The organism is Bdellovibrio sp. GT3, assembly GCF_037996765.1.
Lineage (GTDB): Bacteria > Bdellovibrionota > Bdellovibrionia > Bdellovibrionales > Bdellovibrionaceae > Bdellovibrio.
On sequence record NZ_JBBNAD010000005.1, the window covers coordinates 930584 to 953320 of the forward strand.

23 protein-coding genes are annotated in these 22737 nt (G+C 47.2%); 10 read left to right on the top strand and 13 right to left on the bottom strand.

The genetic code is table 11. The annotated features are described in order from the left end of the window. Positions 1-13 precede the first annotated feature (13 nt). From AAAA73_RS11925 to AAAA73_RS11940, 4 genes are read right to left on the bottom strand one after another with little or no spacing between them, the layout of a single operon-like run. Positions 14-889 carry an ABC transporter permease gene (locus AAAA73_RS11925; protein ID WP_340598542.1) on the bottom strand — a complete coding sequence of 292 codons (876 nt, stop codon included), beginning with the start codon at positions 887-889 and terminating at the stop codon, positions 14-16. Beyond that, positions 889-1920, bottom strand: coding sequence for an ABC transporter permease (locus AAAA73_RS11930; protein ID WP_340598543.1), 1032 nt, complete (start codon positions 1918-1920; stop codon positions 889-891). The genes AAAA73_RS11925 and AAAA73_RS11930 overlap by 1 nt, the downstream gene beginning before the upstream one ends. Further along, positions 1917-3392: an ABC transporter ATP-binding protein gene (locus tag AAAA73_RS11935; RefSeq protein ID WP_340598545.1), complete on the bottom strand. Its 1476-nt coding sequence runs from the start codon at positions 3390-3392 to the stop codon at positions 1917-1919. The genes AAAA73_RS11930 and AAAA73_RS11935 overlap by 4 nt, the downstream gene beginning before the upstream one ends. 5 nt (positions 3393-3397) lie before the next feature. Beyond that, positions 3398-4375, bottom strand: a complete 978-nt coding sequence (locus AAAA73_RS11940; RefSeq protein ID WP_340598546.1) for a BMP family lipoprotein — start codon at positions 4373-4375, stop codon at positions 3398-3400. 262 nt (positions 4376-4637) lie between these two features. Here AAAA73_RS11940 and AAAA73_RS11945 point away from each other — a divergent pair, with 262 nt between their 5' ends. The 4 genes from AAAA73_RS11945 (at position 4638) to AAAA73_RS11960 (ending at position 7993) form a co-directional block, all read left to right on the top strand. Then, complete coding sequence (locus AAAA73_RS11945; protein WP_340598547.1) at positions 4638-5354, top strand: Crp/Fnr family transcriptional regulator; 717 nt, start codon at positions 4638-4640, stop codon at positions 5352-5354. A gap of 97 nt (positions 5355-5451) precedes the next feature. Further along, entirely contained in the window at positions 5452-6162 is a 711-nt protein-coding gene (gene tsaA / locus AAAA73_RS11950) for a tRNA (N6-threonylcarbamoyladenosine(37)-N6)-methyltransferase TrmO (protein WP_340598548.1), read from the top strand. A gap of 80 nt (positions 6163-6242) precedes the next feature. Further along, entirely contained in the window at positions 6243-7229 is a 987-nt protein-coding gene (locus AAAA73_RS11955) for an isopenicillin N synthase family dioxygenase (RefSeq protein WP_340598549.1), read from the top strand. Between the two features lie 41 nt (positions 7230-7270). Beyond that, complete coding sequence (locus AAAA73_RS11960) at positions 7271-7993, top strand: hypothetical protein (RefSeq protein ID WP_340598550.1); 723 nt, start codon at positions 7271-7273, stop codon at positions 7991-7993. Between the two features lie 81 nt (positions 7994-8074). On the opposite strand, the gene AAAA73_RS11965 is transcribed toward AAAA73_RS11960, so the two are convergent. From AAAA73_RS11965 to AAAA73_RS11980, 4 genes are all read right to left on the bottom strand, one after another. Further along, the gene (locus tag AAAA73_RS11965) at positions 8075-10756 is read right to left on the bottom strand and encodes a valine--tRNA ligase (protein ID WP_340598551.1); all 2682 of its coding nucleotides are present in this window, start codon (positions 10754-10756) and stop codon (positions 8075-8077) included. 225 nt (positions 10757-10981) lie between these two features. Continuing rightward, positions 10982-12091 carry a porin gene (locus AAAA73_RS11970; protein WP_340598552.1) on the bottom strand — a complete coding sequence of 370 codons (1110 nt, stop codon included), beginning with the start codon at positions 12089-12091 and terminating at the stop codon, positions 10982-10984. Between the two features lie 204 nt (positions 12092-12295). Beyond that, positions 12296-12631, bottom strand: a complete 336-nt coding sequence (locus tag AAAA73_RS11975; protein WP_340598553.1) for a rhodanese-like domain-containing protein — start codon at positions 12629-12631, stop codon at positions 12296-12298. Positions 12632-12633: 2 nt separating this feature from the next. After that, positions 12634-13851, bottom strand: coding sequence for an MFS transporter (locus AAAA73_RS11980; RefSeq protein ID WP_340598554.1), 1218 nt, complete (start codon positions 13849-13851; stop codon positions 12634-12636). 23 nt (positions 13852-13874) lie between these two features. On the opposite strand from AAAA73_RS11980, the gene AAAA73_RS11985 reads away from it, so the two are divergent. After that, positions 13875-15035: a hypothetical protein gene (locus AAAA73_RS11985; RefSeq protein WP_340598555.1), complete on the top strand. Its 1161-nt coding sequence runs from the start codon at positions 13875-13877 to the stop codon at positions 15033-15035. Here AAAA73_RS11985 and AAAA73_RS11990 read toward each other — a convergent pair. The 4 genes from AAAA73_RS11990 to AAAA73_RS12005 form a co-directional block, all read right to left on the bottom strand. Then, complete coding sequence (locus AAAA73_RS11990) at positions 15015-15302, bottom strand: DUF167 domain-containing protein (RefSeq protein ID WP_340598556.1); 288 nt, start codon at positions 15300-15302, stop codon at positions 15015-15017. The genes AAAA73_RS11985 and AAAA73_RS11990 overlap by 21 nt on opposite strands. A gap of 8 nt (positions 15303-15310) precedes the next feature. Beyond that, complete coding sequence (locus AAAA73_RS11995) at positions 15311-15862, bottom strand: DivIVA domain-containing protein (RefSeq protein ID WP_340598557.1); 552 nt, start codon at positions 15860-15862, stop codon at positions 15311-15313. A gap of 61 nt (positions 15863-15923) precedes the next feature. After that, positions 15924-16751 carry a pyrroline-5-carboxylate reductase family protein gene (locus AAAA73_RS12000; protein ID WP_340598558.1) on the bottom strand — a complete coding sequence of 276 codons (828 nt, stop codon included), beginning with the start codon at positions 16749-16751 and terminating at the stop codon, positions 15924-15926. 79 nt (positions 16752-16830) lie between these two features. Continuing rightward, positions 16831-17481, bottom strand: coding sequence for a YggS family pyridoxal phosphate-dependent enzyme (locus AAAA73_RS12005; protein WP_340598559.1), 651 nt, complete (start codon positions 17479-17481; stop codon positions 16831-16833). A gap of 158 nt (positions 17482-17639) precedes the next feature. Here AAAA73_RS12005 and AAAA73_RS12010 point away from each other — a divergent pair, with 158 nt between their 5' ends. After that, positions 17640-18149: a hypothetical protein gene (locus tag AAAA73_RS12010; RefSeq protein WP_340598560.1), complete on the top strand. Its 510-nt coding sequence runs from the start codon at positions 17640-17642 to the stop codon at positions 18147-18149. A 6-nt stretch (positions 18150-18155) separates the two neighbouring features. Here AAAA73_RS12010 and AAAA73_RS12015 read toward each other — a convergent pair whose 3' ends face one another. Beyond that, on the bottom strand, positions 18156-18731 hold the full coding sequence (locus tag AAAA73_RS12015) for a nucleoside triphosphate pyrophosphatase (RefSeq protein ID WP_340598561.1): 576 nt from the start codon (positions 18729-18731) through the stop codon (positions 18156-18158). A 29-nt stretch (positions 18732-18760) separates the two neighbouring features. On the opposite strand from AAAA73_RS12015, the gene AAAA73_RS12020 reads away from it, so the two are divergent. Genes AAAA73_RS12020 through AAAA73_RS12035 form a run of 4 tightly spaced genes read left to right on the top strand, consistent with a single transcriptional unit; the run spans position 18761 to position 22737 of the window. Beyond that, the gene (locus tag AAAA73_RS12020) at positions 18761-19669 is read left to right on the top strand and encodes a type II secretion system F family protein (protein ID WP_340598562.1); all 909 of its coding nucleotides are present in this window, start codon (positions 18761-18763) and stop codon (positions 19667-19669) included. Then, a complete protein-coding gene (locus tag AAAA73_RS12025; protein WP_340598563.1) occupies positions 19669-20019 on the top strand; it encodes a DUF192 domain-containing protein in 351 nt (116 codons plus the stop codon). The genes AAAA73_RS12020 and AAAA73_RS12025 overlap by 1 nt, the downstream gene beginning before the upstream one ends. Beyond that, positions 20006-21637 carry an FHA domain-containing protein gene (locus AAAA73_RS12030; protein ID WP_340598564.1) on the top strand — a complete coding sequence of 544 codons (1632 nt, stop codon included), beginning with the start codon at positions 20006-20008 and terminating at the stop codon, positions 21635-21637. The genes AAAA73_RS12025 and AAAA73_RS12030 overlap by 14 nt, the downstream gene beginning before the upstream one ends. Next, positions 21637-22737 (top strand): FHA domain-containing protein, encoded by a 1101-nt coding sequence (locus tag AAAA73_RS12035; RefSeq protein WP_340598565.1) that lies wholly within the window; start codon positions 21637-21639, stop codon positions 22735-22737. The genes AAAA73_RS12030 and AAAA73_RS12035 overlap by 1 nt, the downstream gene beginning before the upstream one ends.

Sequence of the window (22737 nt, forward strand, 5' to 3'; positions counted from 1 at the left end):
TGACTCCTTATTATTAAAGTTCGCGGCCCAGGGCCTTCGGAGAGCGACTGGCTCCCATAAATCCCGCAAGCGCAACGATAGTAACGATATATGGTAAAATTTGAATGAACTGAACGGGGATGGCAACTCCACCAACATGAACGCCCTGCAGGCGAATTTGAATGGCATCAGCGAAGGCAAACAACAAGCACGCAAAGAAGGCCGGCAATGGTTTCCATTTACCGAAAATCAACGCCGCCAGAGCCATAAATCCGCGACCACCAGACATCATCGGAGAGTAGGCCGATGCCAGGAATAAAGACAGACTCGCGCCACCCCAAGCAGCAAAGGCGCCGCTTAACGCAACCGCAGCCCAACGAACTTTGCGCACGCTGACCCCGGCGGCCATCAATGCATCCGGATTTTCACCGGCAAAAAGCAACCACAGGCCTGAGCGCGTTTTCTTAAGCCAGAATGCAAGTGCCGCAACCAGAAGGAAGGCCATCACCAAAGGCTCATAATTGAAGCGGTCATCAACCGGAAGCGGAGGCGTGGATCCGGTGGAATTAAAAAGGATTTTAGTGGCAAATGGAATCACACCCATCACCAAAAGATTGAAGGCCATACCTGTAACGATTTGATCGGCTTTCAATTCAATCACGAACAAGGCATAGAGTGCGCCGATAATCAGACCGGCAATCATGGCGGCTCCCCAGCCCAACCAAGCAGAAGAACTGGAGGTAGCAACGACGGACCCCGTAAAGGCGCCGATCAACATGAAACTTTCAAGCGCAACGTTCACAACTCCGGAGCGTTCGCTCATCATGCCACCCATAGAGGCAAAGATCAGTGGTGTCGCCAGACGAAGAGTGGCCAACAGCAGGGCAAAGATCATGAAAAATGTTTCCATTAGTCCTTCTTCCTTTGGCGGCGAACGCGGTATTCCCAATAGGCGCTGGCTGCGACACCCAATATGATAAATGCCTGGATGATGCGCGAGAAGTCGCGGGTGATTGTGGAAGTTTCAAGATCCAGGTCAGAGGCTCCCTTGTGAAGGGCGCCCATCAAAAAGCCGGCTGCGATCACACCAATGGGATTGTTAGCGGCAAGTAAAGCCACGGCGATTCCAATAAATCCATAATCAGGAGAAAAGCCCACACGGTACTGACCTGCGCTGCCGATAACTTCAGAAAGTGCGACAAATCCAGCACAGGCTCCGGCCAGTGCCATAGCGATAATTTGCATGCGCTTTGCCGAAATACCCGAACGTTGTGCTGCTTCGGGATTTGAGCCCACCGCCCGCAACTCGAAGCCCCACGTGGTTTTCCAGAGAAAAATCCACATCAAAACTGCCAAAATAATCGCAACCACCAAAGAGGCGTTGGCGGGGGTGTCAGGGAAAAGTCGAGCTACCAAATCATAGTCTTTAAACAAGTAATTTGAAGAGACCATGGCCGTTTCAGGATTTTGGGAGTTCGGATTTGGAATCACTTTCAGAGCGAACCAGCTGGCAAGACCTGCAGCAATAAAGTTCATCATGATTGTGATGATGACCTCGTGGGAACCGCGCAATGCTTTTAGGATACCAACGACCCAACCCCAAAAAGCACCTACTGCCAAGGCGCCCAGGAAGGCGACCAGTGGAGCGACAGGAAATGGAACGTTAGGAAAGAAAACACCGATAGCGGCAGCCGTGACGGCAGCCATGGTCAGCTGTCCTTCAGCACCGATATTAAACATCCCGGCGTGAAATCCGATAGCCACAGAAAGTCCGCAGAAAATCATCGGAGTCGCGTAAGACAAAGTCATACCAAAATCGTACATGGATCCAAAGGCACTCTTCATGAGGATCATGAAAATATTAAATGGATTTTCCCCGGCAAGCAGGGTCAAAAGCAAGGCGGTAACAAGTCCAATTAAAAATCCCAGAATGCGTTTCAATGCCCACCTCCCATTGCAGCTCCGATTTTGATTTCATCAAATTCATTGCGCGGGAATTCCGCAATCAGGCGACCTTTGTATAAAACTAAAATACGATCAGAAAGAGCCATTAATTCATCCAACTCGGAAGAAATCAGAAGGACGCCCGCACCGGCATCACGTGCCGCACGGATTTCATTATGAATAAATTCAATTGCACCAATATCCACGCCCCGCGTGGGTTGTGCGGCAATGACGGCTTGTGGTTGCTGCAGGAGCGCGCGGGCCACAACCAGCTTTTGTTGGTTTCCACCAGAGAAACGGGAAAATTCCAGATTCTCGTTGCGGGGACGAACATCATATTGCTCCATAGCCAAACGAGTGGCTTGAATGATGTCCTTCATTTTTAAAAAGACACCATGGGCGAATTTGGCGGTTCGCTGTTGACCCAAAAGATAGTTTTCAAAGGCAGGTCTGGTCGGCAAAACTCCAAAACGGAGGCGATCCTCCGGGAAAGATCCAACCTTGCCGTGGACTTGAACCTGACCCGAAATGTGTTTTTTTGAAAAGGCATGATGATCCAACAAAGCGCGAATCATGATATCTTGTCCATTGCCTTCAACGCCGGCAATGCCAACCACTTCGCGAGTATGAACCGTCAGATTCATGTTCTCCACTTTATGATTGCCCAATTGGGCGGATAGATTTTTTATTTCAATGACCGGCTTGGGATCAATCGAAGTGCCGCGCTCAACCGGATTTTGCAGTCGGCGGCCTACCATCATTTCCGCAAGATCAGCGATGGAGGTTTCAGCTGTTTTACGGCTGCCAATGACTTTACCAGCGCGAAAGACCGTCACTTCATCAGTAATGGCCATCACTTCCTTAAGTTTGTGTGTGATAATAAGAATAGTTTTGCCCTCAGCCTTTAGCTGGCGCAGATTCTTGAAGAAATCCTGCACCTCTTGCGGAGTCAAAACTGCTGTTGGTTCATCCAGAATCAGAATTTCTGAATCCTGCGAAAGAATTTTTAGAATTTCCACGCGCTGTTGGGCGCCTACGGAAAGTTCCTCGACTGTAGCATTCAAATCAACGTCAAAGCCATAACGGGCAGCAACGTCATTGAGTTTCTTTAATTGTTCCACACGCGGAAGCAATGAAAACGGCCCGCCATCTTGTTGCAGTAAAATATTGTCCAAAGCCGTCAGTGGTTCCGCCAGCATGAAGTGCTGGTGAACCATTCCGATCTTGGCTTTCATGGCATCAATGGAGGAGTGGAAGTGTTGGGTGGTGCCATGAACCAGAAACTCCCCATCAGTGGGAGTGTAAAGACCAAAAAGGATTTTCATGGCAGTGGATTTGCCGGCGCCGTTTTCGCCCACGATCCCGTGGATCGTGCCTGCTGTTACTTTGAAGGAGATATCTGCATTGGCGACACAGTCGCCGAATATTTTAGAGACACCTCGAAATTCAACAGCAGGGACTTGATTCATGGCGTTTACTTCTTCTTATAGTAATCTGGAACTTGAATCTGGCCGGCGATGATTTTCTTTTTGATATCGTCGACTTTCTTTTTCATTTCCGGAGTTATCAGTTTTTCGTTGTACTTATCCAGGGTGTAATCCACGCCGGAGTTTTTCAATCCAAAGCGGGCTATTTCCCCTTTGAACTTACCATCCTTTGTTTCCTTGATGGTTTCATATACAGCTACATCAACTGCTTTCATCATGGAAGTCAGGATTGTGCCAGGTTTCATCCAATTTTGGTTGGAGTCGACACCGATCGCGAATTTCTTCTTTTCTTCCGCAGCGTCAAATACTCCAGTGTTGGAAGCGCCTGCTGCGACAAAGATCACATCGACACCTTTGCCATATTGAGCGAGTGCCAGCTCTTTTGATTTGGCCGGATTGTTCCAGGCCTCGCCAGTAACGCCGACATAGTTCTCGGAGATTTTGATTTTTGGATTGATGAATTTTGCACCAGCGTCGTAACCCATCGCAAAGCGGCGGATCAGCGGAATATCCATGCCGCCGACGAAACCAACAGAGCCGGATTTGGAAGCCATTGCTGCCAATGCACCAACCAGGAAGGATCCTTCGTGTTCTTCAAACATCAAAGAGCGAACGTTTGCGGCAGTGACTTCGCCGTCAACGATGGCGAATTTAATTTTGGGAAATTGTGCGGAAACTTTTTTAACAGCATCAGTTTGTGCAAAACCAACACCGATAATCAGATCATAGTTTTTGCGAGCAAAGTTGCGGTGAAGATTTTCAATTGCGTTGGTGTCAGTTGCCTCAACGTATTTCAATTCAATCTTCAAATCTTTTTCGGCTTTGGTTGCGCCCATGTAGGCAGCGGAGTTGAAGGACTTGTCGTCTTTTCCACCTTTATCAAGGACTAGACCGACTTTAATGTTCGCGAATGCAGTGGTGCTGATTGACAGAAGAAGCAGCGTAACGAAAAACTTTTTTGTCATTTGATGATTCCTTCACACGCGCATAATTTCATGCGACTGCGCATTTAATAAGCGTTTGATTTCACAAATTTTTTAAGATTTTTTGTCGGGCTGAAAGTACGAGGCCGTAGAGTGTGAGTCAAGGCAAATCATTTCAATTACCTAATGGTCAACTCTTACAAGTCGGTTATGTCATAATTTCAATTAGGCTCTTGTTTTATACCAGTTTAGGATGGCCTAAACGTTAACAAACAACTCAGAAAAAGCACGGAGGACTAAGAGCATGGAATCGCAAACGATACTCAACGGCGGAGTTAACTCCCTAGGTTTTATGGGCCAACAGAACTTGAACATCCCAACAACTTCGAATGTCCCTTACGAAGTAATTCACCTCAAAGAAGAGGAGATGATCTTTAAGGAAGGGGATACTCCAAAAGGATTGTACTATGTGCAATCAGGATGTGTGAAAGTTGTCGTAAATCGTTCTCACGCACGAGGACGCACAACGACAAATGAATATGTGACAAAACTTGTTTCCCCTGGAGAATACTTTGGCTACAAAGCCTTGGTAAAAGGTGGCGTTGCAACATGCCATGCAAAAGCAGTGAAATCGACGGTCTTGTGGTTGTATCCACGTGAGTTGATTCAAGTTGCTATGGCACAAGCTTCACCGATGGTTAAATTGCTATTGAACCAATCTGTAAACGATTTGGAATCTTTCGAGAACACAAGCCAATTGCATTATTTGGCTTCAGTTCAAGAGCGCATCGCTTACCAATTGGTGATTTTGGCAGACCGCTTCGGCACACAAACTCCAAATGGCATTTCTTTGAATCTAAAACTGACACGCAATGAATTTGCTCAGTTGGCCAGCACAATTAATGAATCATTGTCCCGCCATCTGACGGAGTTCAAAAACGAAGGTTTGATTGATTTGAACGGCAAAGAAATCATCATTAAAAACCGCGATGGTTTGATGAGACGTTCAGGTAATTTTTAATACCTTCTCTTCAAAAAATTGAGAACAAGCGAAAGGCCGGTCTTAGGATCGGCCTTTTTGCTTGACGCGGCGAGCCCCCAAAAGGTACGCCGTACCTATGGAACCTATTGGGTATATTGAGAGTTGTTTTAAGGATAAGTTCGGCACTCCGCGCCAGCCTGGCTTGGTGAAGAGTGCGTGGGCAAAGTTGAAGATTCGTGCGGATCTTCAGCCGGAAGAAGCACTTCAAGGGCTCGAGGGTTTCAGTCATGTTTGGTTAGTGTGGGTGTTTCACCAGAACAAGGTGGCTCGCTATCACGCTAAAGTTCATCCGCCACGCATGGGTGGCAAGAGCATCGGTCTTTTCGCCACGCGCACTCCACATCGTCCTAATCCCATTGGCTTATCGTTGGTGGAGCTGGTGAAAGTCGAAAAAGACGGCATTATCGTTTCGGGTGCGGATCTTGTTGATGGCACGCCGATTTTGGATATCAAACCTTATTTGCCAGAGATCGAATCGATCCCGAATGCCCGAACAGGATGGACTTCAGAGGTTGTTAAAGATCCAATCCAGGTGGAGTTCACTGAGCACGCGTCAAAGATTTTAGCTCAGTGGCAAAAACAAAATCCTGATAAAAAACTGCAGGAAATCATAGAGGACACTTTGAAGTTGGATCCTCGCCCTGTGGTCTATCGTGGATATGAGGGAGATGAGGGCTCTCCGTACCGTAATAAGCATGCTGTGCGCTTGTTTGATGGGGATATTCACTTTGAGTTTGAGAACGCCACATTGGTTAGAGTTCTCGATATTCTTTTTACGCATAATTAGTTGCTGTTGCCTTTGGATTCAGCAACTTGGTATTGTCCCCTCAAGCTGAACACACTAAAGCCAATCCAAAGGGGATGATTATGAGAACGATCGAAACCAGCTCTCACGCAGAGAACAGTACACTTCGCAAAGTTCCAACATTGAGTCTTGCAAGTTATACGCAAGGTTCTGGATCCGACAAGGCCCGCTTCATCGATCAATTGTTTACCGGCCTTAAAGAATACGGTTTTATCATCCTTAAAGATCACAACGTTAATGCTGCTGATTTACATAAAGCTTACGAGTTGCTTGAAAAGTTCTATGCACTTCCTGAAGAAGTTAAAAAGTCTTACATCTCGCCAACAGCTGGTTTCCAACGTGGTTACACGCCGTTTGGCAAAGAACATGCGAAAGACTCTCCAGTTATGGATCTTAAAGAGTTCTGGCATGTCGGCCGTGAGCTGGCGCCAGCAAATGCTTTGAAATCCATTTACCCTGATAATATCTGGCCAGATAAAGAAATTCCTGAATTCAAAGATCACTTCCTGAAGTTGTTCGCAGCTTTGGAAGTGGCGGGTGATGTGATGTTGGAAGCTTTGACGATGCCTCTAGAGGTGGACAAGGATTTCTTTGCTCGCATGACGAAAGACGGAAATTCAATTCTGCGTCTTTTGCACTATCCACCGATCCCAGAAGGTGTTGATCCTCGTTGTGTGCGCGCAGCCGCTCATGAAGATATTAACTTCATCACAATTTTGCCTGCGGCAACAGCTTCAGGTCTTCAGTTGAAGGATCGTGATGGCACTTGGTTGGATATTGATTCTGAGCCGGACACTTTGATTGTGGACGTTGGTGATATGTTGGCACGTTTATCAAATGACGTTTTGCCTTCGACCACCCACCGTGTGATCAATCCACAAGACGGTACAAACTCCCATCGTTATTCGATGCCGTTCTTTATGCATCCTCATCCAGATGCAATGCTAAGTTGCCTGCCATCTTGCAAAGGTGCTGGGGCCAAGTATCCAGACATCACTGGGCAGGATTTCTTGATGCAGCGTCTTCGTGAGATTGGTTTGATCAAGTAGAGTTCATTGACCTGGCTCAGAGATAAACCGATAGTTAAGGAATGATGAATTCAAAACAAAAAATCATTGTTCCTATTATCGTTGTTCTGGGTCTGGCTGCATTCAGTCTTTTCATCTTAAAGCAAAGAGCGGGTCACGTGGGGCATTTTCCTGAGGATATGCCACCGATTGATTCCAATGCGGGAGTTTCCACTTCCGGTTTCATGCCGACATCCATGGAAAATCCGGATCGCTATGCAGCTTTGAATAAGAATATCAAAGCTATGGGTGAGTGCCTGGATATGAAGGTTCAGGAATTGTCTCCGCAGGATGATTTTAACTTCGAGATCATCGGTAAGTTGATTGCCCCGGACATGGGTAAAGTCATCAACATGCAAACTAAATGGACTTCCGTGGATTACAAAATGAAAGATGGCGAAACTCGCAGAGTCTTTGTTGAGTACGCCGGGGATTCCAATGCACCGGAGGCAGAGCCGGTTAAAACGGTTCATCACTATGTGATGTTGGTTTCGGGGAAAGTGCGAGATTTGCGATTGCCGCAGGAGCTTGAGCAAAATCCAAAAGAGTCTGATATTCAAAAAATTTATGAAAATACATACCTGCTGAAAACCTCCAGAGCGCTGTTGATCACCTATGAAAACGGTGACGAATTGAACTATGTGGAGCAAAACGGCAAAGCGTATTCGATTGTGGTCAGCCACCTTGGAAAATACTTCCGCTGTAAAGACGCGGACTCTGCGCAGATGTCCTGCTCTTGCAACTAGACCGAACTTGCAAAGTTGAGAAATAAAAAAAGGCTTCCAGTTACGGAAGCCTTTTTTATTTCTCTTTTTTCGTTCGAATTCCTATTGGAATCTGGTTAGAGCGTCTTTCAGGGAATCCAATTGTACTTTGGATTGAGAAAGTAAAGCGCGGTCTGCTGCGATGACATCTTCATCGGCGTTCGCCACGAATTTTTCATTCGACAATTTGCCGCTCAGGATTGAGATGTCCTTGTTCAGTTTTTCAATCGACTTGTTGATACGTTTGATCTCTTCATCGAAATCAACCAAACCTTCAAGTGGGATGATCACTTTCACGTTGGCATCTTTAACTGCCACCGGAGCCACAGCACACTTCATCAAGTTGCCTTCTGCTCCAATATCCATGTTTTCCAAGCGACCCATCGTCATAAGTGCCGTGCGGTTGCCGTTCAGGATCTTTTGAACCTGATCGTTTGCAGCGCCCAAACGTACATTTAGTTTGATTGCCGGACTGATGCGGTTTTCCCCACGGATATTACGCATAGCTGTGATCACTTCTTTCACGATATCAACTTCAAAGGCTGCTTCGTTGGAAGCCAGTGCCAGGAACTCTTTATCGTTACGAGTGTTCGGATATTGATCCACGATACAAGCTTCTGATTTGATCGGAAGCTTTTGGTAGATCTCCTCAGAGATAAATGGAGTGAACGGGTGAAGCAGACGCATGATGCGGTTTAGAACCTGCGCGATCACAAGCTGTGTCGCCGCCTTTTCTTCCGCGTTGTTACCATTCATGATTGGTTTCGTGAACTCGATATACCAGTCACAGAATTGGTTCCAGATGAACTGATACAAAGCTGTGGCCGCGTCAGAGAATCTTTCCTGCTCCATCGCTTCTTCAACTTCTTTTGTCACTTCAGCAAGCTTGGTGATGATCCATTTGTCGAAAACGCTAAGATGAGCTTTGTTTGGTAAAGCTTTTACGCCTTCCGCAGGAACTTTAAAATCAGAAAGATTGGAAAGAGCGAAACGAGCCGCATTCCAAACCTTGTTCATAAAGTTACGGTAGCCTTCAAGGCGTTGCTCGCTGAATTTAAAGTCTTTACCCGAGAACAAGTGAGCCGCGAATGAGAAGCGCAGGGCATCGGCACCGTGCTTTTCAATCATTTCAACCGGATCAATGGAGTTCCCCAAAGACTTGGACATCTTGCGGCCTTGAGAGTCACGAACCAAGCCGTGGATGTAAACCGTTCTGAACGGCACATCACGTTTGAATTCCAGACCCATCATGATCATACGGGCAACCCAGAAAAAGATGATGTCATGGCCCGTAACAAGGTAGCTGGTTGGGTAGAACGTTTTCAAGGTCTCAGTTTCATTTGGCCAACCCATTGTGGAGAACGGCCAAAGAGCAGAGGAGAACCATGTATCCAAAACGTCGTCGTCCTGGTGAAGATCGTGCTTACCGCACTTTTCACAAGCGGTGATGTCAGTTTCAGAAACATTTTGATGGTTACAGGAGTTGCAATACCAAACCGGAATACGGTGACCCCACCACAATTGGCGAGAGATACACCAGTCTTCGATGTTGTTCAGCCAGTGAAGGTAAACTTTTGTCCAAGACTCGGGCTCAAAACGGATAGTTCCGCTTTCAACCACGCGTTTCGCCGGAACAGCCAGTTGTTCCATTTTTACGAACCATTGTTCAGACAAGAAAGGCTCAACCACTGCGCCAGAGCGCGAGCAGTGACCCACGGAGTGAACGTGTGGCTCTTCTTTAACCAAAAGATTCAGGTTTTTCAGATCTTCGACAACTTTTTTGCGAGCATCTGCAACCTTAAGGCCGGCATACGGTCCCGCGTTTTCGTTCATCTCAGCTTTTCTGGTCAGAAGATTGATGAACTCAAGGTGGTGAGACTTGCCGATTTTGTAGTCGTTAAAGTCGTGGGCAGGAGTGATTTTAACCACGCCAGAACCAAACGCTTTATCAACGTAAGTGTCAGCGATGATTTTAATTTTTCTGTTGATCAACGGAATGACAACATTTTTGCCGATCAAGTGCTTGTAGCGCTCATCTTCTGGATGCACGCAAACGGCGGTATCGCCCAACATTGTTTCCGGACGAGTGGTCGCAACCGTCAGGAAGCCGGAACCATCTTCAAGAGGATAGTTGATGTGATAAAGCGCGCCCTTAACCTGTTTGTGTTCAACTTCAAGGTCGGAAATCGCAGTTTCAAGAGGACCTGACCAGTTCACCAGACGTTGACCACGGTAGATCAAACCTTTTTGGTGAAGAGTCACGAATACTTTGCGAACGGCTTTGGAAACGCCTTCGTCCAATGTGAATACAGCGCGATCCCAGTCACAGGAATCACCCAAGCGACGCATTTGAGAGTAAATGCGATTGCCGTATTGGTGCTTCCAGTCCCAAACTTTTTCCACGAATTTTTCGCGGCCCAGGTCGTGACGGGTAACTCCACCTTCTTTTTTCAGTTCACGCTCAACCACGGATTGTGTGGCGATACCGGCGTGATCTGTTCCTGGCAACCACATGGTGTTGAAGCCGTTCATTCTTTTCCAGCGGATAAGAATATCCTGGATTGTGTGATCCAGGGCGTGACCCATGTGCAGGAAGCCTGTGACGTTTGGTGGAGGCAATATAATTGAAAATGGAGGTTTGGTGGATTGATCCTGTGCTTTGAAATAGCCGGAGTTTTCCCACCATTGGTAAGTTCTGTTTTCTACATCTGCGGGATTGTAGCGATCTGATAATTGTTCTGACATTTAGTTACCCCAAGAGAGAGATTTTTAACCGTTTGAGTCTATCAGAATCAAGCTGTTTAGGGTAGATCCAGCTCCGCCAAAAACCGGCTGGCACCTTTTGGGTCTGCGGTGCGTTATCGGTGGGGTAAAAAGAAGGGAGGCTTCTTGGGGCCTCCCTCGATAAAAGTCGGTTCTGGAGCCAAAACCAGCCGCAAAACCGGCTGGCGCCTTTTGGCAATTTTATGACTATTTCAAGAAGTCAGCGTTCCAACGAGCGCCCACTGTGATTTGGTCAACTTTTGGATCGTTACCACCAGCGGCCAACTCTTCAGTCGTGTTGCTGTAGGCGATGTGGTAGCGGAAGTTTGTATCAACGATCGGTTTGTACTCAAGAACTGCGCCGTAGCCCATGAACTTGTTAGTGCCGTTGTTGGCAGCAGTTGCACTTGTTTCAACTTTCTCTTCAGAAGCGATAACTTCAAGACGCGGAGTCCATTGCTCCCAGCCTGTGAATGCCACTTTACCGATGATTGAGTAGATGGAGTCTTTCGCGCCATCTGCGTCTCTTTCATAAGCGGAATTTGTGTAGTCAACACCAGCCAAAACCATACCGCCGAAGTTGTAAGTCACGCCCGCAGAGTAAAGAGTGTACTTGTCATCAGTCGAAGGAACATAACCAGTACCCATGTGGTAAGAAGCCATGATTCTTAGATTTTTATCCATGAACAAACCTTTATAGATCAAACCTTCCATCATCGCGTTTGAATCCGCTTGTGCTGGAGCGATTGGAGTGCTTCCTGTTGGAGCGGCTACAGATGAGTTTGGTGTTTTGAAAACAACCAAGGAAAGATTTTGATCAGGCGTCATATTAAGGATCGCCTTTGCACCCATTACGTATAGTAGTGAGCTTGTGCTTAGGTATTCGCCGTTCAAGTTACCGTTAGGACCGGTCTTAGTGTACGCTTGAGAAGTAAGGTACAAATCAGCGCCGGAAGTTTGGCTCTCGATCGCGCCGTACTCAGAACCCAATTTACCAACTTGCAAAGAGAACATGTCGCCCATTTTATGAGTCAGGTAAGCGAACTCAAGTGCGGTTTGAGAGTTGTCGCCCGCGCCAGTCGTTTGCGTGCCATTTTTATTGTAGGCAGCACGTAGGCGGAAAGAAAGATCTTCAGTTGCTTTGCCTTGGTAGTCCAAGCGAACTGTTTTGAAATAGAACTGGCTTCCGTCTTTTTGTGTGGAGTCTTCGTACGTTTTAGAATCATAGTCCGCACGAGCGTCGAAGTTGATCGAACCTGCATTTGCAGCAGATACAGCTGTTGTTGTTGCCAAAGCGGCTAGTAAAAACTTTTTCATTAAATGTCCTTCTATAAAAGTTTTTGGTTAATGTTCTTTTTATCCTTGAACGATTTAATGATGCTATAGACTTAGGCCGAGGCCAACAACGGATTCCTATAATTTGTGATTTGACGGTGCTTTGCGCGATTACATTCTGACGAAATCATGACGAAGTGCTGACGGGAAATAAAAAAAGGGGGATTTTTAATCCCCCATTAATTCTTACTGCTGAGCTTTTTCTTTTTCGAGGCCGCTAAGCCCATCGCGAACTGTGTATACGTTATTGAAGCCTTTGGACTCCAGAGTTTGTACAAAAGGTGCATATTTGGATCCATCCTGATCAATGATCACGATGGGGTAGTGCGCTGGAAGTTTTCTATCGCTGATTGCTTTGGCAACCTCATCCGGGGTTCCCGTAACCTGGCAGTTATCCAGATGCAGCCCTTCGATGTGGCCATATTGTGATTTCAGCTCAACGCCAAGGTTGACCAGAATCATGGGGATTCTTCCTTTGATCAGGTTGTTGAATTGGAAATATCCAAGTTGTGTGTATTCCATAGTTAACCTACTCGTGCGTGATCCGGGATCAGCTTGAAATTAATAAGAATGATTGCCAGGGCGACAAAAGCCAGTCCACCGGAAACCCAAAATGGTGCTGTCATCGCGACACTTCCATAAAGTGCGCCGCCCACTGCCGGACCGATGATGCGACCTAATGAAGCCATGCTTTGAGTGACTCCCATTGCGGCACCTTGCTCCTTAGAGTCAGTCAGTAAACTGATACTGCCCAGGATGGACGGATTTGATAGTCCGTTACCCAGGGAAAGCAAAGTCATCGCAATACACATTCCAAACAAAGTGTCGGAGATAGCAATCGTCGTAAGACCGACGGCAAAGCAGATAAGACCCACGCGCAGAACCTGGCGTTCACCATACTTAGGCAGCATACGACGTACCAAGAAGCCTTGAGTGAAGATAATAATCACACCGATATAGGCAAAACCGAAACTCACTTGTTTGATCGTCCATTGGAATTTGTCACCCATGAATAAAATCAAAGTGGCTTCCATTCCCGACATCGCCAGTGAGGAAAGCAAGAACACCGTCATCAGTGCTCCCACAGTTTTGATGTTCAGATAGTGCCACATAACAGAGAAACGCTTTTTCTTAGCAGCGGATTCACTTTTCTCTGATAAAGATTCTTTTAGGAACTTGATGCCGAATAGGAAGTTCGCAAAACACAAGGCGGCAACCCAGTAAAATGAGAATGAAGTATCAAAGTGTGGAGCTGGATTGATGTGATTGCCCCAAACAGCCAGCAAGCCACCCAGAGCCGGGCCCACGACGAAGCCAAGTCCGAATGCTGCGCCAATCAAGGCCATGCCTTTGGAGCGCTCATGTTTTGGAGTGATGTCTGAAATGTATGCGGAAGCGGTGGAGAGGCTTGCACCAAAGAAGCCGGCAAGAATGCGCGCAACGAACAACCACTCAAGGCTGCGAGCCCAGGCAAACATGATGTACGAAAGACCTTCGCCAAAAAGGCAGAATAAAAGAATCGGTCTGCGCCCCATGCGATCGCTTAGTTTTCCCCAGAAAGGTGAAAATAAAAATTGCATCAAAGAATAAACTGAAAGCAGCAATCCTGTTTGCAGGGCAGTCGCTCCGAAGTTTTTGCTTAGAAGTGGAATAATCGGAATAACTACACCAAAGCCCACAAGGTAAAGGAAAACGGTGAAAAAGATGATTGCGAGCTGTGATTTGTTTGCTGTGCTGGTCATGAGCTTGTTATTATTAGGAACTTATGAAAATGGCAAATAATCTTCAGTGTTTGAGTGCGTTCTTGGTGACTTTGTTGATGGCGGGATCCGTGGCAAATGCCCTGGATAACTACAAGGAATTCCGCCGGGACCGCTGGGATTTTGAGTTGGGCACCAATTTCTTTTATTCAACTGCCAATTACGAAACCTTTGGTGACGGCAGTAGTAACCTAACCAGTGGAAACCATTACCAACTTTTGGATGTGGATTTCAGCACCCGTTATATGCCTTCCAGAACCTGGTCGGTTTTTGGTTCTGGAACATTCAGTTCAGCAGAAAGCAAAAACTCCGTCGCAACGCGCACGAATACGAGCTTTTCAGATGTGATGGGGGGCTTTGATTTTCTTGCCTATGACGGAATTGTGCAGCTCGTGCCAGAGTTCGGGATTTTGGTTCCACTGCAGGAGGTTGATCCTGCCGGAGATGATGCTCTAAATTCGGAGGGTGTTTTCGAGCTTTGGGGGCGTTTGATAGCGCAAAAAGACTTTGGATCTGCGCGAATTTACGGATGGGCGGGATTTGACTACCGCGCCGACGGAAGATCTTCTTTGGTGCCTTGGGGAGGTGGTTTGCAGCTAAAAGCAAATGCCTTCAAATTTGGTGGAGAGATCCTTGGTAGTCAGTCAGTGACTGATGATACCGACACCAGCAAACAATATGTTCGCAATGCTTATCTTCAAAACGTAAACGCTGGCTCATATAAGTTCTATTCAGTAAATCCTTCTTCGATTGATACACTTTTTTACGCGACATGGATGGTGAGTTCGAAGTGGACGATGCAGGTCAACGGTGGAACGACTATTGCGGGAGAGAACGCAGCGGCGGGATATCACGTGGGTGGATTTATTCGTTATAGCTTTGATATGTCAGAGGGCTACCATCAAGAGTCGTATCCGCTGTATAACACTCCTCCTTCTTCTCCAGCAACCACGGCTCCCTCAGGGAAATCGAATATGTACAATCGTTCTGACTCTGAAATCAGCACGCCCAATACGCGTCAGTTTCGTGAGGCGACGGATGATGGCGTGGATCAAAGTCAATTCAAGCCACGCCCTACAAAAAAGAAAAAGAAATCCAACGTGAATATTCAAGAGCAATTGGATCGTACGGAGTTCGAAGTGGAGTTAAAGCGCGGAGGCAACTAGCTTCTCGGCGTCATCTTTGCTGATGCCGGTTATCTCCACAACTTTGTGGCGACCAGTTTCGCCCTTTACGAGGGAAATATTTCGTTTTGCGACTTTGAATAATTTTGCCAGGTAGTTGATAAGTTCCGCATTGGCTTCGCCATCAACAGGCGGGGCGGAGACTTTAATTTTCAGCTCACCATTGTGGTTGCCGACGACTTGATTCTTGGAGGACTTGGGTTGAATAAAAAGGTGGAGTCTGACTCCACCTTTAATTTCCTCTATCACAGACGGGACTATTCAGCGGATAGCGGGGATACGTTCGTTGAACGATTGCCACCGTTATTGCCAACAGTCGTGTTGTTCGTAAAGGTTTGGTTTTGCAAATGCATTTGCGGCATGTATTTTTCGCCTTGTTCAAGCAAAGAAAGATGAGCTTGTGCCAATGCTTTCAAGTTTGCCTCAAACTGCATGCGCGCACGTTTTAGCTCGTTCACCTCTTGATACATTTTCTTCAAAGAATCACGGGAATCACGAGTGATGATTTCCGCCTTTTGATTGGCGTCTGCCGTGATAAGTTTGGCTTCGCGTTCTGCATCCTGGCGCAAGCGGTCTGCCATCTGAGTTGCAGTTGCAATCGTGTCTTTAAGAACTTGATCACGTTCTTTGTATTCCATCAGGGAAAGTTCTTTTTCGCGAAGTGCTTCTTTAAGTGAATTGCGATCCTGAATCAGGGCTTCCATTTGCGCGGCGACCTGTTGGAGGAAATCCATAACCTCATCAGTGTCGAGACCCATCATTTTTTTACCAAATGATTTATGAGCTATATCAATGGGTGTGATCTTCATTTTGTTCCTCCTTGAACGCTATGAGATTAAGGATAAAAGTCGTTATAGGGACCCGGCAAGGTTATTTGATCTCCCGGGCCATTTCTTTGTTTCTCATCGCCGCTTTTTCAAAGCTGATGCGGAGAGCGCGTTCAATTTCGAGCTCTCTCATGGACTGAAGTCCAGCTGCTGTGACGCCTTTTTTTGAAGTCACGCGAGCCTGAAGGTCCTCAACATTTTCACGGGCTTGTGCTGCCAGCAGGGAAGCTCCCACAAATGTCTCAATGGTCATCACGCGTGCTTCTTCAAGAGAGAAGCCGTGTTCCTCGATCCAATCCTGCCAGTACATCATCATTTCAAATACGAATCCTGTTCCGCTGGAGCAGGAAATCATCAGAGCTTCGAATTGATCCTCGTCGCTCACTTTGATCACGCGACCCAGTGGAGTGAAAAGATCTTCCACAGTGCTGTCGAGTGCATTGTCATCGTCATCATTCAGGAGATAGCCAATGACTCCGCGGCCGATCACTGAAGGAGTGTTCGGCATCACGCGTGCAAGGCGAGCACCGTTAATGAAGCGCTCCAGTTTTTCCATGCGCACACCAGCGGCCACACTGACGACGATTTTATGTTCGTCAAAGGCTCTGCCGACCGGCTCCAAAGCTGTCAGTAAATCCTGAGGCTTAACGGCCAGAATGATGATGTCACAAGAATCGATAAGTTCTTCGTTATTAGAGAGGGAATTGATTTTAAACTGTTCAACCAGTTTGACCAGTTTTCCTTCTGATCTGTTGGTAGCGTAAATATTTTTAGCAGGTATTCCGCCTTCGATAAGGCCTTTGATCATGGCTTGCGCCATATTGCCTGCACCCAGAAATCCGATTTTTTGAGTTTTGAGAAGTGGGTTCATAGAATCATCCTACCTTTAGCAAAGGCGTTCGCCAAATGAATTCATCCACTATGTCAGACTCCGCAGGGGGAGCTTTCGGTTAATCCCGGGCGCCAAAAAGAATTGTGCCCAAGCGAACCAGGGTGGCGCCTTCCTGGATGGCCACTTTGTAGTCGTTGCTGGTGCCCATGGAGAGTGTTTTTAGCGGGTGTCTTTCGGTATCAGTTGCTTTGGCAAGATTCCCTTGCAGTTCCTTGAGCTCGATAAAGTAACGACGCACCTCTTCGCCACTTTCAGTCAGGGGTGGCATGGTCATCAGGCCATCGATGGTAAGGTGGGGCAGCTGGCAGATCTCAGCCCATCTTTGAATGACGGTTTGCTTGTCAAAGCCAGTTTTGCTTTCTTCGTGCGCCAGGTTTACCTGAATCAGAATTCTTTGGGTCACATTCTTGGCTTCACATTGGCGATTGAGTGTTTGTGCCAGTTCCAGTGAGTCCACGGAGTGAATCAGGTGGAATTGACCAACCACGTGTTTGGCTTTGTTTTTCTGAAGGTGTCCGATGAGGTGCCACTCAATATCTGTCAGATCCTTCAATTGCTCTTTTTTGTCCAACGCCTCTTGAACGTAGTTTTCTCCAAAGCGGCGCTGGCCCTGATTGTAAAGATCGCGGATCTTTGCAACGGGTTGAAGTTTTGAAACCGCGAGAATTTTGTCGGCGCCGATCTCGGCACGGATTTCTTGAAAGCTCATGATTCAAAACCTAACAACCTTTATTCAAAACATCCACCGATGGCGCAATGCCGCGTCGTTAATTCATTGAAATTCACAAAATAAATACCATCGCTACTTTTTTATTGACGGGGGTTGGGGGTGCTCCTATAACATGTTTCATGTATAGCTCCTCCCGAATGGCGACATACAAATCTCACGACCCTCGGCTGCGTCTTTTGAGGCAGTTCGGGGGCGCGCTTTTAAAGAATAGCAATGCAAAATCAGCGAGGCCCATCAGCACCAAACACGCGATGCATGTGGTTCTTTGTTCTTCGCAAGCGGTGGGCGATTTTTCTTTCAGAAATTCCAGAAATTGGAAGCGAATCACAGAAATTCTGGTTCAGCAGGCGCAAAAGTATCGTGTGGAATTGCACGAGCAGGTCAATGGCGGCGATCAGCTGCAGATTTTGATCAAAGTTAAAAGCCGGGATTCATTCAATGGTTTTATCAGAGCCATCAGTGGGATGATTTCAATGGCGGTCACCGGTGCCGCAAAGACACGGGCTTTGAAAACAAAGTTTTGGAGCTATCGTCCGTGGAGTCGGGTAGTGCGATTGGTTCGCGGCTACCGAATTCAAGTGGATGAGGTTGTGCAGCAGTATGTTTTTGAATTGCGAACAGCGAAGCCCCGCAGGGCTCCAGCCTGATTCTTGCTAAATTTGTGCGAGCAGGTTTTTAACCATTTGCACGGGAAGTCCCACGACGTTGTCGAAGGGGCCTTTATATTTTTCTACAAATTTTCCACCCAAACCCTGAATGCCATAGGCACCCGCCTTGTCCATGGGCTCGCCGGTTTCAATGTAGGTCCAGATTTCCTGGTCCGTCAGATTCCTGAAATAAACTATTGTCGTTTCAATTTGAGACAGTTCTTTCCCTGTTGCCGAGTCGATGATGCAAACTCCGGTCTGGACTTCGTGAGAGTTTCCAGACAATCGTCGGAGCATATTATAGGCATCTTGTTTGTCAGATGGCTTTCCTTGCAATTCACCGGCAACGATAACTTCGGTGTCGGCGGAAATGAGAGTAAACTCCTGTTCTTTACTGGACTTTAGGTGAGCAAATGCCGCTCTCGCCTTACGTCTGGCAATGTCCAAAATTTGCTCGCTGGCATTCAGGTTTTTGTCAGGAATTTCCGATACTTTAACTGATGCTACGTCGAATGAAAAACCAGCTTCTTGAAGCAGTTGTTTTCGGCGTGGGGACTCGGAAGCCAGTATCAATGTTTTCATGAGTCTGAATTAAACACAAAGAGGCCAAAATGGGAAGCGCAGAGTTAATGCTGATTTTGGGTCTGCTCCTAGCAGGAGTAGCGGTCTTCCTATTCGTGAATTCCATCTTTGCCAGCAACGCAGACAAGCAGCAGTTGTCCTGGGCGAATAACGACGAACCGGCAAAATCGAAAAATCCGATTATTAACTTTTCACGTCCCTTGGTGCATCAGTTCACTTTGCAGCACGCATTAAGAATTCGCAGTGAAGGCTATCGCAAGAAAGTTCGCAGGTACATCAAGACCTCCGGATTGTCGCAGGAGCTGAACGAGGACGAGTTCATTGGTTTGCAGCTTTTGTGGGGCGTGATGTTCCCGATTTTCCTTTTGATCATGAACTTCTCACTGCAACTGGGGCTTTCGTGGTACATGTGTGTGGGTGTGGGGTTGATTGGTTTTTATCTTCCGCAAATTCACTCAACCGGTGAAAAGAAAAAACGTGAGTTGTCTGTTCGCGCTGATTTGCCATTCTTCATTGATCTGTTGGCATTGTCGGTTGAGGCCGGTCTGGACTTTTTCTCGGCGATTCAAAAAATCGTGGATAAGGCTCAGGGAACAAAAAGCGTGCTGGCGGATGAGTTCTCGATTGTTTTGAAAGATATTAAAATCGGTTCTTCAAAAACTCAGGCTCTGAAGGAGATGAGTGAGCGTCTGGACATGAACGAGATTACAAGTTTTGTTGCCGTGTTGATCGATGCCGAGGCGACGGGGGCCAGTATTTCGCAGGTTCTGAAGGATCAGTCAGAACAAATGCGTATGGAGCGCTTTGTGCGCGCGGAAAAGGCCGGTGCGAAAGCATCTCAGGCGATTCTGATCCCTTTGATGTTATTTATTTTGCCAGCCGTGTTCATTATGGTTTTTGGACCGGTTGCGATTTCATTTATGTATGGGCCGAAGTAATGATGAAGAAGCTTGAGAACGCCACAACCAAAGCCACACTGATTCCGAATCTGGAAGTCGCAGACACGTTCCAGACTCGTGGTGTGGGTTTATTGGGTCGCAGTTCTTTGGCGGAAGATCAGGCATTGTGGATTCTTAGATGCAATAGCATCCATACATTTTTCATGAAGTTCGCAATTGATTGCGTATTTGTGGATAAGAAAATGAAAGTAAAAGCCGTGCGCAGAAATATTAAGCCATGGAGATTGGTGCTTCCGGTATGGGGAGCAAGCTCAGTGGTGGAGATGGCTTCAGGGGTTAGCAGCAAGTTGAATATCAACGTGGGAGATCAACTCAATGTGGGCGCTTAGAATTTTGTCCGGCCCGCAAGCCGGAGGCATTTTAGAGCTTAAGATGGGCCGAAATCTGGTCGGTCGGGCTCCGCAATGTGATGTCAAAATCACCAGCCCTGGTGTTTCCAAAGAACACAGTGAAATCGTTGTTTACAGCGACAAGATTGTCGTCACGGATTTGAAATCAAGTAATGGTACATATTTAAACGGTGTGCGTATGCAGACCGGTTTGATGCGTTTGGGTGATAAGCTGGGCATTCATGATGTTCTGGTGGATATCATTCCAGCGCCGGAAAAACGTCCTCAAGCGCCAGCGCAAACTCCCATGATGGCTCAAGCCGGTTATGGAATTCCGCAAAATATGCCGGGAATGCCTCAGCCAATGGGGATGCCGCAACCTATGATGGGTGCGGATATGAATGGAGCTCCTCCAGAGGCGGCACCAGCTTATAATGCAGGTGGTGTGAAGGCTCTTTGGGATAAGTTCCTGGATTATTTGGATCGTGTGGCTTTGCCGGGTGTCTATAAAATTCCAACTTACCTGGAATTCCGCATGGTATTGCTGGGTTTCGTGGTGATCTTTATCTTTGTGACGACTTTGCTGGCGATGATTCCGATGGTGCAAATCACCAGAGCAAGTATCATCACCGAAAGTAAGCGTCGTGCGGCGTCCATTGCCAGAACTTTGGCAACTATCAATCAAGCGGCACTTTTGCAAAACAGCTATTCCTCATTGACCACCAATCAAGCGGAGTCAGAGGACGGCGTAACCCAGGTTCTGATTGTTCAACAATCTGATGGAATGATTCTGGCTCCGGCATCGCGTGCCGGTACCACTCCTGATTTGCCTTTCGTGCATCAGGCCCGCCGTGAGATGCGACCGGAAGCGGTTGAGGTGGATTCCTCCACTATTGGGGCAAGTTTCCCGATCGGTTTGTTTGATCCAAGCACAGGTGAGCAATCGGTGAAGGCCCATGCAATTGTTCTTTACGACATTGGCAGTATGGCTTTCGATGATGGCCGTGCGATCAGTTTATTCATGCAAACTCTGGTGATTGCAACTCTGGTTGGATTGGTATTGTTCTTCTTTATGTACAAGTTGGTAGAGTACCCGCTGGTCACATTGAATCAACAGCTCGATGCCGCGATGAGAGACAAGAACGACAATACCAGTGTGGATTTCATCTTTCCGCCGCTTCAGGCGTTAATTGGAAATATCAACAGTCTTTTGACCCGCTATATTCATGGTGAGGGCGGAGCTGAGGCCGGTGGCATCGGTGGCTTCGTCAATAAAGATGGTGAGGCTGAGAACCTTGTTCAGTTGATCGGCTTTCCTTCAATTGCGATTTATAAAGACGGTCGTATTATGGCGGGAAGTCCTTCATTCAGCCAGATTGCGCGCACCGAGGTTTCGGCCTTGGTTGGCCAGCAGTATCAGGCAATTCCGGATGTGGCTTTACAGCAGAATCTGACAGATCTGATGGCCAGAACCCGTGAAAATCCTCGTGTGATTCAAACAGATCAACTTGAATTCAATGGACACCCTTGTGTGCTGAGTTGTCAGGCCATGTCTTCGCAACCGCAGGAAGTGGATTACTTTGTAATCACGATTTCTCCTGCTGAGGGAGGTTCCTGATGGGGGCGGCTCCTAAAGTGAAAGACACATTGAAGTTTGATATCGAGGTTATAAAAGGACCGCACAGCGGTCTTCGTCTGTCATTTACCGGTGGTGCTGCCAAGATTGGCCGTGGCCCGGAGAATGATATCGTATTGGCGAATGATCCGCGTATCAGTCGTCAGCACGCGGAAATTCGTCAGCGTGGAAACGAATTCCTGATCGTCAACTTAAGTCAAAAGAACTTCGTCATGTTGAATGGCGAAAGCGTTCAGTCCGAAATCCTGAATAAGGGTTCGGTGATTCAAGTGGGTGATTCTGAAATCCGCTTTACACCAGAAGCTGCAGTGGTGGAGCCGGTAATTCCGGCGATGCCTTCAGTTCCCGATGTGCCGCCAGTTCCGGTTTTGAAACCAATGGCGCCACAAGGAATTCCAAATATGCCAGCGGCCGGTCGCCCACAAGTGCCGACAGGTCATGTGCGCCCGCAAATGCCAATGGGGCAACCTCAACCAGGTGCGAATCAGTATCGTCAGGCACGACCGGCGGCCGGGGCTGCAGGTGGTGGATTGCTGTCAAACCCACGTGTGCGCTTCTATGCCATTGTTGCAGTTCTTGGATTGGTTGCGTGGTTCCTGCTTTCACCTTCCAAAAAAGGTGCGGCAAAAGATCCGAATGCATTCAGATCATCTGCAATCAGTATGCAGGATGTATCTGACGCTGAAAAACGCACGGAAGAACTACGAGCCATCAAAAAAGAAAAGTATGATTCAGTTCAATACAAACGTGCTCAGGAAAACTTCATCCGTGGTTTCCGTGATTTCCAGCAAGGGCAGTATGCAAGAGCCCGCGAGTCTTTCCAGGTGGTTCTGAATCTGGATCCGGAAAATGAACTGGCAAAACGCTACTATCATCTTTCCAAGATCAAGTTTGATGAACTGGTTAAGTTTAACCTTATCCAGGGTGCACGCTATAGAGAAAAGAAGAACTGGCGCATGTGTCAGTCCAACTATTCCAATGTGATTACGATGTTACAAAGTCGCCGCGATGACCCAAGTTACAAAGAGGCCAAGCAGTTTTATGAGGAATGCACTTTGAATCTGGAAGGAGGACGACTCTAG